At 64.3% G+C, this 17991-nt stretch carries 8 protein-coding genes and 1 CRISPR repeat array (1 of these 9 cut by a window edge); all 8 genes read left to right on the top strand.

Annotation, left to right across the window (positions count from 1 at the left end; genetic code table 11):
- Positions 1 to 458 precede the first annotated feature (458 nt).
- The 8 genes from cas7u (at position 459) to cas2 (ending at position 10184) form a co-directional block, all read left to right on the top strand.
- The gene (cas7u, locus tag ACFCQI_RS10175; RefSeq protein WP_395116312.1) at positions 459 to 1697 is read left to right on the top strand and encodes a type I-U CRISPR-associated RAMP protein Csb1/Cas7u; all 1239 of its coding nucleotides are present in this window, start codon (positions 459 to 461) and stop codon (positions 1695 to 1697) included.
- Positions 1697 to 3337, top strand: coding sequence for a type I-U CRISPR-associated protein Csb2 (csb2, locus tag ACFCQI_RS10170; RefSeq protein ID WP_395116310.1), 1641 nt, complete (start codon positions 1697 to 1699; stop codon positions 3335 to 3337). Before cas7u ends, csb2 begins: the two co-directional genes overlap by 1 nt.
- Positions 3334 to 6315: a type I-U CRISPR-associated helicase/endonuclease Cas3 gene (gene cas3u / locus ACFCQI_RS10165; RefSeq protein ID WP_395116309.1), complete on the top strand. Its 2982-nt coding sequence runs from the start codon at positions 3334 to 3336 to the stop codon at positions 6313 to 6315. Before csb2 ends, cas3u begins: the two co-directional genes overlap by 4 nt.
- Entirely contained in the window at positions 6305 to 7246 is a 942-nt protein-coding gene (locus ACFCQI_RS10160) for a hypothetical protein (protein WP_395116308.1), read from the top strand. Before cas3u ends, ACFCQI_RS10160 begins: the two co-directional genes overlap by 11 nt.
- Positions 7247 to 7435: 189 nt before the next feature.
- Entirely contained in the window at positions 7436 to 7750 is a 315-nt protein-coding gene (locus tag ACFCQI_RS10155) for a helix-turn-helix domain-containing protein (RefSeq protein WP_395116307.1), read from the top strand.
- Positions 7747 to 7947, top strand: coding sequence for a hypothetical protein (locus ACFCQI_RS10150; protein ID WP_395116305.1), 201 nt, complete (start codon positions 7747 to 7749; stop codon positions 7945 to 7947). Before ACFCQI_RS10155 ends, ACFCQI_RS10150 begins: the two co-directional genes overlap by 4 nt.
- A 199-nt stretch (positions 7948 to 8146) precedes the next feature.
- The gene (gene cas1, locus ACFCQI_RS10145) at positions 8147 to 9868 is read left to right on the top strand and encodes a CRISPR-associated endonuclease Cas1 (RefSeq protein WP_395116303.1); all 1722 of its coding nucleotides are present in this window, start codon (positions 8147 to 8149) and stop codon (positions 9866 to 9868) included.
- A gap of 25 nt (positions 9869 to 9893) precedes the next feature.
- Positions 9894 to 10184, top strand: a complete 291-nt coding sequence (gene cas2 / locus ACFCQI_RS10140) for a CRISPR-associated endonuclease Cas2 (RefSeq protein WP_395116302.1) — start codon at positions 9894 to 9896, stop codon at positions 10182 to 10184.
- A gap of 220 nt (positions 10185 to 10404) precedes the next feature.
- Positions 10405 to 17991: a CRISPR direct-repeat array (repeat unit 36 nt; unit sequence GTGATCCGCAGCGAAGAGCTGCGGCCTCATTGAAGC); it runs 458 nt beyond the window's last position.

Here is a 17991-nt window from a genome sequence, read left to right as displayed (position 1 = left end):
TGGTTATCCATGATGATCCTCCAAGGTTGGCCCGGATGGTCGCCGACAGCCAGCCTTGGAGTTACACTCGTCTGGCTGTTCGCATAGCATGCGCACGTCATCCGCAGACGTACGCGGCGTCCCGACGGTTCGGAGCCGTCGGGACGCATTGTTATTCTCTTGGCGCCCATTAAGCAACTTAAGATGGCTTGTAGTTGCATTAGGATACTTTCAGCACGATTCTTCAGCTAACATAGCTTTCGTGCCCTTGGGTCGCCTCCGCGACTAAATCCACCAAGCAATCTCTTAGGGGACGATCGTCGCGGCCTCATTGAAGTAGATGCCTGGCAGTTGCTTTAGAGCTGTGACCGCTAACTTCGCGATCCGATCGCGCCTCGGCCCAAGGGCACCTCTCAACCTTTGAGACGACACTGTGCAAGGGTGCTACCGCCAATCGGCACACACAACAGGGGAAGGAAATGGACGACAAGCTCACGCTCGACCTCATTCGCAGTGCTGTCTCCGGCTCGGCCGTGGCTTTTCGTTGTCGCCAGAAGCTGCAGCCGGCGGGTGGCGAAGGCAGCCCCGTGTTTCCCGCCACCTATGAGAAAGGCGAGTACGCGACGGAGGATCGCCGCATTCCCGGACACGAGGCCCCGGTGCCATGCGTGGTGTTGAACTCGGTGCAATCGGAGGCCAACCACGTGGAGCTTGCACTGCTAGACGCATGGGACGACAAGGAGATTCCGCTGCCGGTGATCGCGGTCGATTTCGCCAAGCAGGGCTTGCGCCGCGACCTGCGCGTGACCAGCTTGGAGGCACCGCACCGCATCGCCGATGCGCTGCTGCGCGACAGCCTGTCGCCGGACGGCGTGGAGTTCCGCAAATCGGCGCACGGCAGCAAGATCGACCACGTCGATCTGCGCAACGCGACGGCCTTGTTCGAGCTGTGTCCGACCGCGCTCGTGTATGGACTGTGGGATTCCACCGGCCCGCGCGGCGGCCTCGGCGCGAAATTCGCGCGCGCCTACGTCTCTGAAGTAGTCGGCATCGATGCCGTGCCCGGCAAGAAGACCGCGAGCCGCATCGACCCCGCCGAGGTGCGCCTCGGTGCCGGCCCGGTGTACCTGCGGGCCGGCGGCGGCTGGACGCTCGACGAGAACGAGGCTGCGAAGGAAAAGGGGAAGCCCGTCAAGGCGGGCAGTAAGCCGGGCAAGAATGACGGTGACGGAAAGCCTTCGCAAATCAACCACGGGAACGTGACACCGTCCATCAGCCGCGGTGGCTTCACGATCGCCTATGCGCTGCGCACGAGCACGCTGTCGCTGCCCGCGCTGCGCCGCCTGCGTTTCCCGATCGACGGCCAGCGCGATCCCGCGCGCGACCGTGCCGCCCAGACAGCGTTGGCAGCGCTTGCCCTGTGCGGCGCCACGCTGGCGCAAGCTGCCGGCAGTGACCTGCGTTCGCGCTGCCACCTGGTGCCGGTGGAAGTCTCTCACTGGGAACTGCTCGACGCACCGGGTGAGGAACCGAAGTCCTACGTGCTCGATCGCACCGACGCGATCACGCTGTACCGCGAGGCTGTCGAAGCGGCCAAGGCCGCCGGCCTGCCGTGGCTGGATGAGCCGCTCGAACTGGTGCCCTCGCCGCAGCTCGCCGCACTGGTGCGCAAGAGCCAGGATCTGGCGGTCGCCACGGCTGAAGCGGGAGAAGACTGATGATCGCCATCGGCATCCGTTACCTGAACGGTTGGTCGATGGCGGCAGCGGCGGATGGATCGGACAAGTCGACGGCCGAATGGCCGCCGCATCCGGATCGCTTGTTCATGGCCCTGGCCGCCGCCCACTTCGAGACCGACCGCGACCCCGCCGAGCGCGCGGCGTTGCTGTGGCTGGAGCAGCAAGCCGCTCCCGCACTGCACGCAAGCATGGACACGGACGTTTCGCGCCGCGCCATCGTCACGCACTACGTGCCAGTCAACGACGTTGCCCCGCCACGCTCCGCGGAGAACGCCACCGCCAAACAGGTCGCCGAAGGGCTGCTGTTGTTGCCGGAACGACGGCTGCGCCAGGCGCGGCAATTCCCGGTCGTCGTGCCGCAAAACGACGCCGTGCATTTCATCTGGTCGGACGCTGAACCCGACGCGGGCATCCACGCCGCCCTGGCCGCGCTGTGCGCCAAGTTGACCTGTCTCGGGCATTCGGCCTCGCTGGTACAGGGCTGGGTCGAACCGGAGCCGCCGGAACCGACGATGCGCCCCGCAAGTAGCCCGGGATTGCCCTTGCGCGTCGCGGAAGCGGGCCGGCTGGCCCAGCTCGAACAGGCCTACAACGAAAGCGAGCGCCTGGCATGGATCGCACTCGAAAGCGCCATGGCCCGCGCCAAGGGAGCGGCCCGAAAGAAACTGCGCGAGGAGCTGGAGGCGCGTTTCGGAAAAAACGCGCCCGCGTCGCGCCGGCCGCCGCTGGCGACCTCCATCACGTATGCCATCGTCGCCCCGGAACGACCTGCCGCCCCGCATACGATCTTCAGCGATCGCCTGCTGATGTTCCGGCAGGTACCCCGCCGGCCTTCCATCGAAAACGCCGGCAAGCCGCCGAAGGGTCGCACCGATGCCGCTGATCGGCGCCTTTGGCTCGACACCATGCCGCTGCTGATGGATGCATGGCGCCACACCGTCATGTCGCGCAGCCCGGTTCAGCCACCGCCGGAATGGCTGTGCGGCCATCGCCCCGACGGTACGCCGACGGCGCAACCTCATCTCGCCGTGTTGCCTATCGCGAATGTCGCCAACCCGCATGCGCAAGGCCACGTGATGGGCGTCGCGCTTGCCATCCCGCGTGACGTACCGAACCACGAGGTGGGCCGCTGCCTGTCGCCGCTGTTCGAGCTGGATGGCGACGGTAACCCGAAACCACTGCAGATCTATCACGGACACGACTTCGACATCGACGTCGTCTTCGATCTCGGCGACTCGGAGCGCCGGGCATTTCGCACGGAACGCTGGTGCGGCGAGGCCGCCGGCGCCACCGTATGGGCCAGCGTCACGCCGGTCGCGCTCGATCGGCATGGCAAGCGTGGCCGTTTCGGCGACGAGACGCGGGAACGGATCGCCCAGGCCTGCATGCACATCGGGCTACCACGCCCGACGAAGATTCTGATCGCCTCTACCGGTTTCCTGGCCGGCGTGCCCCATGCTCGCACGGTACCCGCTCTGCGCCGCAAGGATGGCAGCACGCGCCAGCAGGTACACGTCTGCCTGGAGTTCCCGGAGGCCGTGCGCGGGCCGGTACTGATCGGCGCCGGACGCTTCCGCGGTTACGGCCTGTGCATGCCGTACCCGGAGGGCAAGGCATGAGCCCGACACCGGAACGATTCGAGACCTTCTTCGCGGCGCTGCACCCCGGCCGGCAGGCGTTCCCCTGGCAGAAGCGGCTGTGCCGCGCGGTCATGCAGGGCGAATGGCCGCGCACACTGTCACTACCGACCGCGACCGGCAAAACCTCATGCATCGACATCGCGCTGTATGCGCTGGCGGCCGGTGCACCGCGGGCGCCACGGCGCATCCTGTTCGTGGTCGACCGGCGCGTCATCGTGGATGAGGCCTTCGACCACGCCAGCCATATCGCCCAGCGCCTTCGCGAGGCGGATGACGGCATCCTCCGCGAGGTCGCCGACGGCCTGCGCGAGCGCTGTGGCATCGACCCAAGCGGCGACACCGACCCGCTCGCCTGCTTCCAGCTGCGTGGCGGCACCTATCGCGACAATGCCTGGGCGCGTACGCCAAGCCAACCGACGGTGGTCTGCTCGACCGTGGACCAAGTCGGCTCGCGCCTGCTGTTCCGCGGCTACGGCGTGAGTGACTATTTGCAACCGCTGCATGCTGGGCTCGTCGCCAACGACACGCTGATCCTGCTCGATGAGGCGCACTGCTCCAACCCGTTCCGGCAGACGCTGGAAGCGATCACCCGGTATCGGACGGCGTTCGGATCGGCGGCTCCATCTGCCCCCTTTGCGTATGCGTTGCTGTCGGCGACCCCCCGGGCCGTAGGCACGGACGATGCCGAGCCACCGTCGTTCGGGCTGGATGCCACCGACGAAGCCGACGAGACGCTGGGACGCCGGCTGCGCGCGCGCAAGCCCGCTTCATTGATCGAACTGGGCGAGCGCACCGCCACCGACGCGTTTGCCGCCCGTCTGGCCGACCAGGCGGAAGTCCTGGCCAAGGCCGGTGCGAAGCGCATCGGCATCATCGTCAATCGCGTGCGCAGCGCACAGCTCGTCTTCCACCGATTGTCCGCGCCGCCGTCGCAAAAGGCGCTGTTCATCGGCCGCATGCGCCCGCTCGACCGCGACGAGAGTATGCGTCAGTGGAGCGACGTGCTGCGCAGCGGCTCCACCGTGTCGCCAGACAAACCGGTGTACGTCGTGGCGACCCAATGCATTGAGGTGGGCGCCAATCTCGATTTCGACGCCTTGGTCACCGAATGCGCCAGCCTGGACGCGCTGCGCCAACGCTTTGGGCGGCTGTATCGCCTCGGCGAGCCCACCGGTGCCGACCCGCTGGCGCACCCGCCCGGTGTCGTCGTCATCGCGAAGGACGGCTTGAAGGACGACGACCCGATCTATGGCTCCGCCTTGCGCGGCACCTGGGCCTGGCTCGGCGAGCAGGCCGATGAACAAGGCCGGGTCGATTTCGGCATCACGGCGATGAAGTCACGGCTCGAAGCTGGCGCCCCCGCACAAACACTGGTCGACGCGACCGACGCACCGGTCATGCATTCCGCCTATCTCGACCAGTGGGTGCAGACCAGCCCGAAACCCGAGCATGAGGCCGAGCCTTCACTGTTCCTGCATGGAACGCGAGACGAGTCACCGGACGTGCAGCTGTGCTGGCGCGCCGATCTCGACCCGGACAAGCCCGACGCCTGGGCCGACGTGGTGGCACTGTGCCCTCCCAGCGTCGGCGAGTGCATGAGCGTGCCGCTGGTGCAGTTCCAACGCTGGATGCGTGGGGAAAAAAGCCTGGCCGCGGGCGACGTCGAAGGCGTCAACGCAGCAGACGACGATGTCACGGACGACGGAACCACCAACCAGAGCGTGCTCATCTGGCTTGGCGACCAGAGTTTCACCACCACCGAGCCCCGGAAAATCCGCCCCGGGCACACACTGGTCATCCCGACGACATCGCGGGACGGAGCGACACCGCGAGACCGCTGGAACGCGCTGGGCTACATCCCCCAGGCGGAAGCAGAGGGAGCGAGCATCGATCTGGCCGAGCCAGCCATGCTGCAGGCGCGTCGACGACTCGTTCTGCGCGTACACCCGGCGTTGCTGGACCGGCTTGCCAAAGATGATCCCTCACGCCAACGGCTTGCCGATCTACTCAAGCTACAAGCCGACATCGACCCGGACGCCCGGGAGGTGCTCGACGCATTGACCGATGCCCTGGCACCTTTCGCCGCGGATGCAAACGGTGACTGGCGCGCCATCGCCGCGCGCTCTCTCCGTGCGCCGCGGGCACGCTCATCGTTCCGCGTCACGAGGTATCCCGACGCCGGAGGCGCCCTTGGCAAGGGCTGGATCGTCGAAAGCCGGCACAAGCTCGTATTGGATCCCGGCAAGGTCATTCACGCAGGCGACTTCACCACCGAGGACGACAGTTCGTCGTTCACCGTCGCGGTGCCGCTGAAAGAGCACCTCGACGGCGTTGCCAGCTTCGCGCGCGCCTACGCGACGGCCTGCGGGTTGCCGAAAGCACTTGTCGACGACATCGCGCTCGCGGCGAGCCTGCACGACCTCGGCAAGGCCGACCCGCGTTTCCAGTCGATGCTGCGTGGCGGCGCGCCGACCTTCGCGTCGAACACGTTCGACGGCCTGCTCGCGAAATCGAACGGCGCGCAGGATCGACGCGCCCGCGATCGCGCCCGCCACCGCTCGGGCTACCCGGAAGGCGGCCGCCACGAATTGCTGTCGTTGAAGCTCGCGCAATCGAGCGACGCAGTGAAGGCGCAAGCACACGATCCCGACCTCGTATGGCATTTGATCGCCAGCCATCACGGCCGTTGCCGCCCCTTCGCACCCGCCATCGAGGACGCGCAAGGCTGCGAGCTGGCATTGGCCGACGATGGCCGCTCGTATCGCCACGTCGGAGCGACCGGCACTGAGCGCATCGACAGCGGCGTCAGCGACCGCTTCTGGCGACTGGTACGCAAGTACGGTTGGTGGGGGCTGGCCTACCTCGAAGCCATGCACATGCTCGCCGATCATCGGCGCAGCGAGTTCGAGGAACACATGGCCAGCGAACCAGAACCGGAGACCCGCCATGACGCATGACATCCTGCTGCACGGCATCGACGGCGCGAATCCGCTCGGCTTCCTCGCCGCAATCGGCACCCTGCGCGTACTGTCACTGGATGCGGGCGGCGTCCGCTTGCGCTGGAAGAAGCATGAAAACGCCTGGCGCCCTGTTCTGGCCCTGGACACCGCGCTCGACGAACACACCTTGGTCGAACGCCTATCCGCGAGACTGGCCACCTCGATCCCTCCCGAGGTCTTCGCGCTGGGCGACAATCCCTCCGTTCCGCTCGGCCTCTTCCGCCCCTACGCGCAAGCCTGCGCACAGGCGGCCTGGGACGGCGACCGCCTACGTTCGGATTTCGCCGTGGCCTTCGCCGGCGAGTATCCCGTCGACAAGGATGGCAAAGTCCCGGATACCGCACTGCGCACGATGAGCGGCGCCGGACACCAGCATTTCCTCAAGTTCATGTGCAACTTCATCGAGCAGGTGCAGCCGGAACATCTGCACAAGGCCCTGTTCGCCACCTGGCGCTATGACGACCCGGTGCAGAACATGACCCTCCGCTGGGATCCTTCCGACGACAATCGCTACGCCTTGCGCTGGTCCGATCCGAGCGGGGATCCGGATCGCAAGTCGACCGGCTCGATGTGGGGTGCCAACCGCCTGGCCATCGAAGCACTCCCCTTGCTGCCGACGCTGCCCACGCACCGGCAATTGGAAACAACCGGCTTCCATACGCAGGGCGCGCGCAAGACGCACTGGACCTGGCCGATCTGGAATGCGTCCGCAGGGGTGGATACGGTGCGTTCCCTGCTCGACATGGCCGCCGTGCACCGAAGCGGCCAACCCGGCACGCAGCCGCAGGGCCTCGCCGCGCGCGGCATCGTCGAGGTCTATCGCAGCCGACGCCTGACCACTGGTAAGTTCCGCAACTTCACGATGGGCACACCCGTGTCGTATACCTGAGAGGCTAAACGTACATACAGCCATAGTTATGGCTGAGGTGGCCACGCTTCCCCGACATGTGGCGCATTCAGCACAGTCACGAAACTCTCGCGCTGGCCCATCGGCGCGCCGAGTTTGTTTTCTCGATCCGCTGGAAAGTGCAGGAAAATACACTTGTCATTTGTGAGCCAAATGACTAATTTATTTTCCATGCCAAAACGCACCCCACCCATCTTCCCCGCCGCCGCCGAGCGCCTCGCCGCGCTCGGTGCCCGGTTGCGCGCGGCACGCCTTCGGCGGCGCATGACGCAGGCGGCGCTGGCGGCGCGGGCCGATGTGTCGTTGCCCACCTTGCGCAAGCTGGAGCAAGGCGAAGGTTCGAGCAGCCTGGCCACGTTGCTGCGCGCGATGGAGGTGCTGGGGCTGGATCACGACCTGGACCTCCTGGCCAAGGAGGACGAGCTCGGCCGCCGCCTGCAGGACATTCGACAGGTGGGCGCGCCGCGCGGCAGGCGCAAGTCGTGAGTACGCGCTCCGAAACCGTACTGGACGTAGTGCTGGACGACGCCACGCTCGGGCCAGCCGTGGCCATCGGCAGCCTGCGCTGCGAGCGGCACGGTGCCAGCGAGGCGATCAGCTTCGCTTACCACCGTGACTACCTCGAACGACGCCGGAGCGTGGCCATCGCGCCCGACCTGCCCCTGGTCGCGGGGCCGTCGTGACCTGCGCGCGAGGAGGCCTTGTTCGGCATCTTCCGCGACATTTCGCCGGATCGCGGGGCCGCATGCTGATGGAGCGGCGCGAAGCGCTGGAAGCGCGCGAAGCGAAGCGGCACCTGCGGGCGCAAGAAGTTGCCGCCCCAGCCGCGCGGGAGTAAAACCCGGATACGGATCAGCGGACGCCACAGGGGAGCGGCTTTCGATGGAACCGAAGCAGGGGGATCTGGAACTTCCGTTTCCGGAACTGGGCGGCGACCAGCCGCCGATCCCGGTGCGCATGCTCAACGAGCACGTGTACTGTCCGCGCCTGGCTTATCTGGAATGGGTGCAAGGCGAGTGGGCCGATTCGGCCGACACGGTGGATGGTCGCCACAAGCACCTGCGCGTGGACAAGCCATCCGGCGACCTGCCCGATGCCGAAACCGCCGAGGAAGAACGCGCCGAGATCCATGCGCGCTCGATCACCCTGTCGTCCAACAAGCTCGGGCTTGTCGCCAAGCTCGACCTGATCGAAGGCGAAGGCAGCACGGTCACTCCCGTTGACTACAAGCGCGGCAGGCGCCCACACACCGCGCGCGGCGTCTACGACCCGGAGCGCGTGCAGCTGTGCGCCCAAGGCCTGCTGCTGCGCGAGCACGGCTACACCTGCGAGGAAGGCGCCATCTACTACGTGGCCAGCAAGGAGCGCGTCGCCGTCGCCTTCGACGACGAGCTGCTCGCGCTCACCCGCAACGCCATCGCCGAGCTGCGTGCCATGGCTGCCGGTGGGCGCATCCCCGCGCCGCTGGTGGACAGCCCCAAGTGCCCGCGCTGCTCGCTGGTGACCATCTGCCTGCCGGACGAGGTGCAGTTCCTGCACCAGACCGAGCTGGCGCCGCGGCCGCTGGCCGTGCCGCATCACGAGGCGCTGCCGCTGTACATCCAGCACTACAGCGCCAAGCTGGCGAAGAAGGGCGAGGTGTTGGAGGTGACCGACAAGGACGGCCACATGCTCGCTAGCGCACGGCTGCGCGAGGTTTCGCAGGTGGTCATCCAGGGCAACGTCTATGTCACCACGCCGTGTCTGCAGGAACTGATGCAGCGCGATATTCCGGTGAGCTGGCACAGCTACGGTGGCTTCTTCTTCGGCCACACCCAGGGCAACGGGCACAAGAACGTGGAGCTGCGCACCGGGCAATACCGCGCCAGCTTCAACGATGCCACCTGCCTGCGCATTGCCCGCGGCCTGGTGGCCGCCAAGATCACCAACTGCCGCACGCAGATCCGCCGCAACTGGAAGCCGGAGGAGAAACCCGAGCGGCTGCTTGCCGACCTGAAACGCATCCGCCAACAGGCCGAACGCGCCGAAAGCCTGGAAACCCTGCTCGGCATCGAGGGCCAGGCTGCTGCGCTGTACTTCGGTCAGTTCCGCCAGACCTTGAAGCCTGCCACCCCGAGCGACGAGGCCTTGCTTGCCTTCGACTTCACCCTGCGCAACCGGCGCCCGCCCACCGACCCGGTCAACGCCATGCTCTCGTTCGCTTACACCATGCTGGCGCGCACCTGGACGACCACGCTGACGGCCGTGGGTTTCGATGCGTACCGCGGCTTCTATCACCAACCCCGTTATGGCCGCCCCGCACTGGCACTGGACATGATGGAGCCGTTCCGCCCGCTGTTGGCCGACTCGGTAGTCATGCAGGTCATCAACAACGGCGAGGTGCACCCCAGCGACTTCGTCAGCGCCGCCGGCAGTGTGAATCTCGATGCCAGCGGCCGCAAGCGCTTCATTGCCGCTTTCGAGCGCCGGCTCAGCCACGAGATCACCCATCCCTTGTTCGGTTACCGATTGAGCTACCGCCGGTTGCTGGAGCTGCAGGCTCGCCTGCTCGGGCGTTTCCTGCTCGGCGAACTCGACGACTACCCCAACTTCACGACACGCTGAGCGCGTCGCAACCGGCGAGACGAGCATGGACGAACATCTGTATCTGGTGACCTACGACATCCGCGACGACAAACGATGGCGGCGCGTCTTCAAGACCATGAAAGGGTTCGGGGAATGGCTGCAGCTTTCGGTCTTCCAGTGCCGCTTGAGCCGCCGTCGGCACGCCGAAATGCTGCAGCTGCTCGACGGCATCATCCTGCATCGCACCGACGCGCTGCTGATCATCGATATCGGCCCCGCCGACAAGGTCAAGCCTCGCGTGGTCAGCCTCGGAGACAAGTTCGAACCCGTCGCCCGGGAGCCCATCATCGTTTAACCTCCACCTTCGCCTTCTTTCGCCCCCATGCTGCGAGCGCTCCAGTGACGCCGCGAAACCCGGCCACCGCTCGCACGCCAATGCTCTCTGACAATCAAGCAATTACCCGCCCCTGTTGCCATCCGGCATCACGCGCGCTAGCTTGGCGCGCCACCGTGGCGAGCACCCCTCGCAAGCAACCACCAAACAGTCAACCCGCGCAACGACTTGCGGATGGACTGTGATCCGCAGCGAAGAGCTGCGGCCTCATTGAAGCTTGCTGCTGGGCGCCGCGGCCCTCGCAGTGGGCATCGTGATCCGCAGCGAAGAGCTGCGGCCTCATTGAAGCAGCCTTCCGTCCTCGATGTTCCACTCACACCCTTGCTGTGATCCGCAGCGAAGAGCTGCGGCCTCATTGAAGCAATCAGGAAAAACCGACGATGCTTCCCTTGCTGGCGCGTGATCCGCAGCGAAGAGCTGCGGCCTCATTGAAGCGAGCATGGCGTCATTCGGCTCACGCGGCACCAGCAGTGATCCGCAGCGAAGAGCTGCGGCCTCATTGAAGCGTAGATCGTCGCGCCGATGTTCGACTCGACCAGCGCGGTGATCCGCAGCGAAGAGCTGCGGCCTCATTGAAGCAATGGCCGCGCGTGCGACATCCAAGTCGGCCGGAAGGTGATCCGCAGCGAAGAGCTGCGGCCTCATTGAAGCTACAACGAAATCGACCCTTACGCCGCGCAGTGGTTGCGTGATCCGCAGCGAAGAGCTGCGGCCTCATTGAAGCCGCGAGTTTTACGATGATCGCCTTGGCGCGAAACGGTGATCCGCAGCGAAGAGCTGCGGCCTCATTGAAGCGCGATGTCCGGCGGTGACCAGCTCGCGGCGACCAAGGTGATCCGCAGCGAAGAGCTGCGGCCTCATTGAAGCAAGAGAGCTGAGCCGGAAACCTTCCCGATAGCCCGCCGTGATCCGCAGCGAAGAGCTGCGGCCTCATTGAAGCAAGCTCCATCGCTGCCCCGACAGGCGCATTAAATGCGTGATCCGCAGCGAAGAGCTGCGGCCTCATTGAAGCGCCGGGGTTCGCTCCGTTTCCGCCTAGCTGCAGACGTGATCCGCAGCGAAGAGCTGCGGCCTCATTGAAGCGTCCCAGCCACAACGCGCCGGTACAACTGCCAGCCGGTGATCCGCAGCGAAGAGCTGCGGCCTCATTGAAGCCATATTTACGTAGGAATCCCTATTGACGTACAGCGGTGATCCGCAGCGAAGAGCTGCGGCCTCATTGAAGCCTGGTATCGCGCGGTGCATTTGCCACGGTAACGAAGTGATCCGCAGCGAAGAGCTGCGGCCTCATTGAAGCTCAGCCAGCAGCGCAGCCACATCATCGACGTGCAAACGTGATCCGCAGCGAAGAGCTGCGGCCTCATTGAAGCGAAGAAAACAATCTGCAGCCGACGAAAGAAAACATGTGATCCGCAGCGAAGAGCTGCGGCCTCATTGAAGCGGTGGTGGGCGCGGTGATCGGCACGGCAAAACATCGCGTGATCCGCAGCGAAGAGCTGCGGCCTCATTGAAGCCCGTCGGTGACGGTGAGCAGCCCCAGCGCCTCGTACGTGATCCGCAGCGAAGAGCTGCGGCCTCATTGAAGCCTGATCGCCACGTTCAACCAGTGCGGCCGGTTCTCGTGATCCGCAGCGAAGAGCTGCGGCCTCATTGAAGCGAACAGCTGCAGCGCGCCGCGAAGTTGCTGGCCAGCAGTGATCCGCAGCGAAGAGCTGCGGCCTCATTGAAGCTGGTCGATGCGCTTCGCGCTGGCCGCGACGATGTTGTGATCCGCAGCGAAGAGCTGCGGCCTCATTGAAGCGGGCGCCAAGGTCGTCGGCGGCATCGAGGCGGTGGCCGGTGATCCGCAGCGAAGAGCTGCGGCCTCATTGAAGCATCATGGTCAGTCCGGAAGACTTCGACCAGGCGAAGGTGATCCGCAGCGAAGAGCTGCGGCCTCATTGAAGCCACCCGCTGTACCGTTGTGAGCGGAACAGATGACAGCGTGATCCGCAGCGAAGAGCTGCGGCCTCATTGAAGCACACACAGCGCGTATTCGCCTTGTCGGCGGGTGACCGTGATCCGCAGCGAAGAGCTGCGGCCTCATTGAAGCTGGCCCAGCGCCAGCTCGACCCAGATGTCCTGGTCTGTGATCCGCAGCGAAGAGCTGCGGCCTCATTGAAGCGCGCCTATCACGGCGACCCATCGATCAAGGCGAAATGTGATCCGCAGCGAAGAGCTGCGGCCTCATTGAAGCGGGTTTTCATCCATTGTCGCCAACGCGCAGAGTGCCTGTGATCCGCAGCGAAGAGCTGCGGCCTCATTGAAGCCAAGTCGAGCGCGAAGTTCGCCGATCTTGGAATCGAGTGATCCGCAGCGAAGAGCTGCGGCCTCATTGAAGCTACTCCTCGTTCTTGGAGGTCTTCGGGATGAACTGCGTGATCCGCAGCGAAGAGCTGCGGCCTCATTGAAGCAAGCGCAGGCCGACATTGCACGGATGTGGGGCGAAGGTGATCCGCAGCGAAGAGCTGCGGCCTCATTGAAGCAAGCCGAACCCGTTTTCATCCGCCCACTTCTCGAACGTGATCCGCAGCGAAGAGCTGCGGCCTCATTGAAGCTTGCGCAGCACATCGGAAGACTGCGCGAGCTTGACGGTGATCCGCAGCGAAGAGCTGCGGCCTCATTGAAGCAGCGTGAACAAGGCCGGCACGATGTTCCTGAGCCAGGTGATCCGCAGCGAAGAGCTGCGGCCTCATTGAAGCGTCCCCTACTATCGGACTGTAGCATATGCCGGCATAAGTGATCCGCAGCGAAGAGCTGCGGCCTCATTGAAGCGCTGGCAGGAACGGTGACATTCGCGTCGCCGTGAAGGTGATCCGCAGCGAAGAGCTGCGGCCTCATTGAAGCTCAGGCAAATGTGCCGTATATCAGGTGTTGGGCGGCGTGATCCGCAGCGAAGAGCTGCGGCCTCATTGAAGCGAGCCGGGCGTCATTGGCGTCCAGTTGCTGCGCAGGTGATCCGCAGCGAAGAGCTGCGGCCTCATTGAAGCCCGCGGCCGTCCTGCGGGATCTGCGCGGCCTCGCAAGTGATCCGCAGCGAAGAGCTGCGGCCTCATTGAAGCTAGGTTACGTCTGACTGGCAATTAGACTAGACCCGGCGTGATCCGCAGCGAAGAGCTGCGGCCTCATTGAAGCTCGTGCTGCAGGCCGTCATGCGGCCACGCGACCGGAGTGATCCGCAGCGAAGAGCTGCGGCCTCATTGAAGCGAACGTGACGCTAGGCGCGCAGCGCCCGAAAGACCCCGTGATCCGCAGCGAAGAGCTGCGGCCTCATTGAAGCGCCGGAATCATGGACCGCGCCATCGGCTCGATGCGGGGTGATCCGCAGCGAAGAGCTGCGGCCTCATTGAAGCACCTCGTTGCCGAACGATATTTTGTTGAACCAGCGGGTGATCCGCAGCGAAGAGCTGCGGCCTCATTGAAGCACGCGGTCAACGATGAACAAACACCGGCTCAGCTTGCGTGATCCGCAGCGAAGAGCTGCGGCCTCATTGAAGCGAGGAGCATTTGTCCTCCCGCAAGGCGAGGCACTGGCGTGATCCGCAGCGAAGAGCTGCGGCCTCATTGAAGCAACGCGTCCAGCAACGTTGCCAGCGTTTTCGTGTCGTGATCCGCAGCGAAGAGCTGCGGCCTCATTGAAGCTCCATCTCCTTGGCGGAGACGATACGGACCTCGATGTGATCCGCAGCGAAGAGCTGCGGCCTCATTGAAGCAACCCCCGAGCGTGAGCACCGGGGATTTCCAGCGGTCGTGATCCGCAGCGAAGAGCTGCGGCCTCATTGAAGCCTGCCGGAATATGGCGCCCGGCGTGCGGCGCGGACGGTGATCCGCAGCGAAGAGCTGCGGCCTCATTGAAGCTACCTACGGAAGGTTGGGGAAGTCGATAACCCAGTTGTGATCCGCAGCGAAGAGCTGCGGCCTCATTGAAGCGCGTAATGGTCGGGATCGCGCAGGACGTTCAATCGAAGTGATCCGCAGCGAAGAGCTGCGGCCTCATTGAAGCAAGCAGATGCAGCAGCAGGATCTGGTGCAGCAGATGGTGATCCGCAGCGAAGAGCTGCGGCCTCATTGAAGCCCTCCTCGTAGGAACATCCGGTGTAGGTGACGCGCGCGTGATCCGCAGCGAAGAGCTGCGGCCTCATTGAAGCATCGCAACGCTGCTTACTGCTGCATTCGGTTCTGCGGTGATCCGCAGCGAAGAGCTGCGGCCTCATTGAAGCATGCTGAAAATGTCGTGGATCAAAGGGCTGGAAAAGTGATCCGCAGCGAAGAGCTGCGGCCTCATTGAAGCGATCACATGCGGCCTCCAGCAGTGCGTGGATGTTTGGTGATCCGCAGCGAAGAGCTGCGGCCTCATTGAAGCCATGTCCGTCCTGTTGTTGCCTTCGTGATGCGTCAAGTGATCCGCAGCGAAGAGCTGCGGCCTCATTGAAGCAGGTTGCGGCGCGGCCCATCAATACGGGCGCCGGGGTGTGATCCGCAGCGAAGAGCTGCGGCCTCATTGAAGCTACCGGGACTGGCAACCGCTCCACGACAGGTGCATTGTGATCCGCAGCGAAGAGCTGCGGCCTCATTGAAGCATGCGTTCACCTTCACGCGGACGCCATGCGCGGCGGTGATCCGCAGCGAAGAGCTGCGGCCTCATTGAAGCAGCGCGTTGTCCAGGTCGATGCTACGCACGGTATCGGTGATCCGCAGCGAAGAGCTGCGGCCTCATTGAAGCGGGATGGAGTGCAGCCACTTCAACTCGGGATACTTGTGATCCGCAGCGAAGAGCTGCGGCCTCATTGAAGCAATCCGCGCTATGAGCTACGACCTCCTGATGCAGCAGTGATCCGCAGCGAAGAGCTGCGGCCTCATTGAAGCGCGCCTTCGGGCAGGTCGGTCGTGGTGGCGTCATCCGTGATCCGCAGCGAAGAGCTGCGGCCTCATTGAAGCCAGAGCTTGAGGACGGACGACACGCGCAGGTCGCGTGTGATCCGCAGCGAAGAGCTGCGGCCTCATTGAAGCTGGCCGGAGAGGTCGGAAACTATCTACACAATGTCCGTGATCCGCAGCGAAGAGCTGCGGCCTCATTGAAGCCAAGCCTTTCGCCGTACCATCGCCGACTTGAGTAATGTGATCCGCAGCGAAGAGCTGCGGCCTCATTGAAGCAACGCACCCGATCGAGCAAGCGCTAGCCCGCTGCAAGTGATCCGCAGCGAAGAGCTGCGGCCTCATTGAAGCATCCACACCGGCGGACTCAGCTACTGGGAAGGACGAGGTGATCCGCAGCGAAGAGCTGCGGCCTCATTGAAGCGCGTCCAGGCCGGCGTTCTGCCGGTACGCCTTGCCGGTGATCCGCAGCGAAGAGCTGCGGCCTCATTGAAGCAGCGTGCGCAGGGTGGCCAGTTCGCGCTGCTGTTCGTGATCCGCAGCGAAGAGCTGCGGCCTCATTGAAGCTATAGGTGCAGTTGGCAGTTCAACCTTTTTAGATGGTGATCCGCAGCGAAGAGCTGCGGCCTCATTGAAGCTAGTTGTGCGTCGGCGGCTTGTCGAACCCGTTGAGAACGTGATCCGCAGCGAAGAGCTGCGGCCTCATTGAAGCCACTGTGCCGCCGTGGTGTTCGGATTGCGCACGCAGGTGATCCGCAGCGAAGAGCTGCGGCCTCATTGAAGCTTGAGGACGCGTCCGTGAGCGGGCATACGCCGGGGCCGTGATCCGCAGCGAAGAGCTGCGGCCTCATTGAAGCGATAAGCCGTCCAGGATTTCGTTCCGCAGCCATTCGGTGATCCGCAGCGAAGAACTGCGGCCTCATTGAAGCAACAGGCGCTCGGCGAAGCTCTGGCTGGCGCGCAGCGGTGATCCGCAGCGAAGAACTGCGGCCTCATTGAAGCTCGAGCGTTTCTGGGTCAAGCGCGTCCAACGGAAAGTGATCCGCAGCGAAGAACTGCGGCCTCATTGAAGCGATATCGGCACGGTGATATACGTGGCCCAGGGCGGCAGTGATCCGCAGCGAAGAACTGCGGCCTCATTGAAGCAAGTAGGCGGAGTAATCGAAGTCGCCAATCTTGCGGTGATCCGCAGCGAAGAACTGCGGCCTCATTGAAGCTTCTCCATGTGGTCGCGCCACGTCTCGTCCAGCCCCGTGATCCGCAGCGAAGAACTGCGGCCTCATTGAAGCCACGTATCCACGGCGCAATACCATTTGCCGCCCTGGTGATCCGCAGCGAAGAACTGCGGCCTCATTGAAGCAGGGCATGCCCACGCTGCCAGTAATTGAAGATCAGCAGTGATCCGCAGCGAAGAACTGCGGCCTCATTGAAGCGACCACGCTGACGCCACCCGCCCGCGCCACATCGGATGTGATCCGCAGCGAAGAACTGCGGCCTCATTGAAGCAAGGCAACGATCGTCGCCAGGTTGGCGGTCTGCGCGGTGATCCGCAGCGAAGAACTGCGGCCTCATTGAAGCCTACCCAGTCGCCGCAAAAATAGATCCGCGAATCGGCGTGATCCGCAGCGAGGAACTGCGGCCTCATTGAAGCCGGGATTCAGTTCGCCGGATCGTGGCCGCTGGCATTCGTGATCCGCAGCGAAGAACTGCGGCCTCATTGAAGCGATATATCGCGACACGTCCCGCAGCAGCGCATCCGCCGGTGATCCGCAGCGAAGAACTGCGGCCTCATTGAAGCATGACTGCAGCTGGTGCGCGATGTTTTCCATCTGCGTGATCCGCATCGAAGAACTGCGGCCTCATTGAAGCCTCGGCAGCCACCCGATCCCGCTCAACCTGCGCCAGGTGATCCGCAGCGAAGAACTGCGGCCTCATTGAAGCCGCTGGCCTCGGCAGGCCTCCCGTCGCGAGACGCTGGTGATCCGCAGCGAAGAACTGCGGCCTCATTGAAGCATGCGGTAGTGCGCAATACCCCGCAAGCGGATATGCGTGATCCGCAGCGAAGAACTGCGGCCTCATTGAAGCGTGATGGAAGCGGGCGTCCTCGGGTCAAGGTGCATGGGTGATCCGCAGCGAAGAACTGCGGCCTCATTGAAGCCGGCGTGATCTCGTCCTGCAGTTCGTTGACGATCTGGTGATCCGCAGCGAAGAACTGCGGCCTCATTGAAGCACTGCAAACTTCGGCGCCAGTGCATGGGCCGTCACTGTGATCCGCAGCGAAGAACTGCGGCCTCATTGAAGCAAGCGAGGGCGAGTTGGCTTCCGGCGCAGGCTTCGGTGATCCGCAGCGAAGAGCTGCGGCCTCATTGAAGCGCCGACGACATGCCGGATCTCCCAGCTTGTTGGCGCGGTGATCCGCAGCGAAGAGCTGCGGCCTCATTGAAGCCGCCTTACGCACCAGTTGGCCGGTTCTTTCCGCGGTGATCCGCAGCGAAGAGCTGCGGCCTCATTGAAGCCTCCGGGGTGATGTCGAAGCGGGCCAGCGCGCTGCCGTGATCCGCAGCGATGAGCTGCGGCCTCATTGAAGCGAGTTGTGGCTGTGCTGCAGCTCTGCGAGCTGCCCGAGTGATCCGCAGCGAAGAGCTGCGGCCTCATTGAAGCGGGCCATCATGGACGACTGCTCTGCGCACTCGCCGGTGTGATCCGCAGCGAAGAGCTGCGGCCTCATTGAAGCCCACGATGCGACGGAAGCGAGCGCGACGACGATCTGTGATCCGCAGCGAAGAGCTGCGGCCTCATTGAAGCCACCTAACCGCTGGCCGAGCCGGCACAAACGACTCAGGTGATCCGCAGC

Source organism: Rhodanobacter sp. FW102-FHT14D06 (assembly GCF_043950705.1).
Classification (GTDB): Bacteria; Pseudomonadota; Gammaproteobacteria; order Xanthomonadales; family Rhodanobacteraceae; genus Rhodanobacter.
The sequence above is the reverse complement of the archived record's forward strand: the minus strand, read 5'-3'. Positions and strand labels throughout refer to the sequence as shown.

Bases quoted from the DNA above. Each gene is read 5' to 3' on its own strand.
- ACFCQI_RS10160 (WP_395116308.1), top strand. From the start codon at position 6,305: ATGACGCATGACATCCTGCTGCACGGCATCGACGGCGCGAATCCGCTC.
- cas7u (WP_395116312.1), top strand. From the start codon at position 459: ATGGACGACAAGCTCACGCTCGACCTCATTCGCAGTGCTGTCTCCGGC.
- ACFCQI_RS10155 (WP_395116307.1), top strand. From the start codon at position 7,436: ATGCCAAAACGCACCCCACCCATCTTCCCCGCCGCCGCCGAGCGCCTC.
- cas1 (WP_395116303.1), top strand. From the start codon at position 8,147: ATGGAACCGAAGCAGGGGGATCTGGAACTTCCGTTTCCGGAACTGGGC.
- cas3u (WP_395116309.1), top strand. From the start codon at position 3,334: ATGAGCCCGACACCGGAACGATTCGAGACCTTCTTCGCGGCGCTGCAC.
- csb2 (WP_395116310.1), top strand. From the start codon at position 1,697: ATGATCGCCATCGGCATCCGTTACCTGAACGGTTGGTCGATGGCGGCA.
- cas2 (WP_395116302.1), top strand. From the start codon at position 9,894: ATGGACGAACATCTGTATCTGGTGACCTACGACATCCGCGACGACAAA.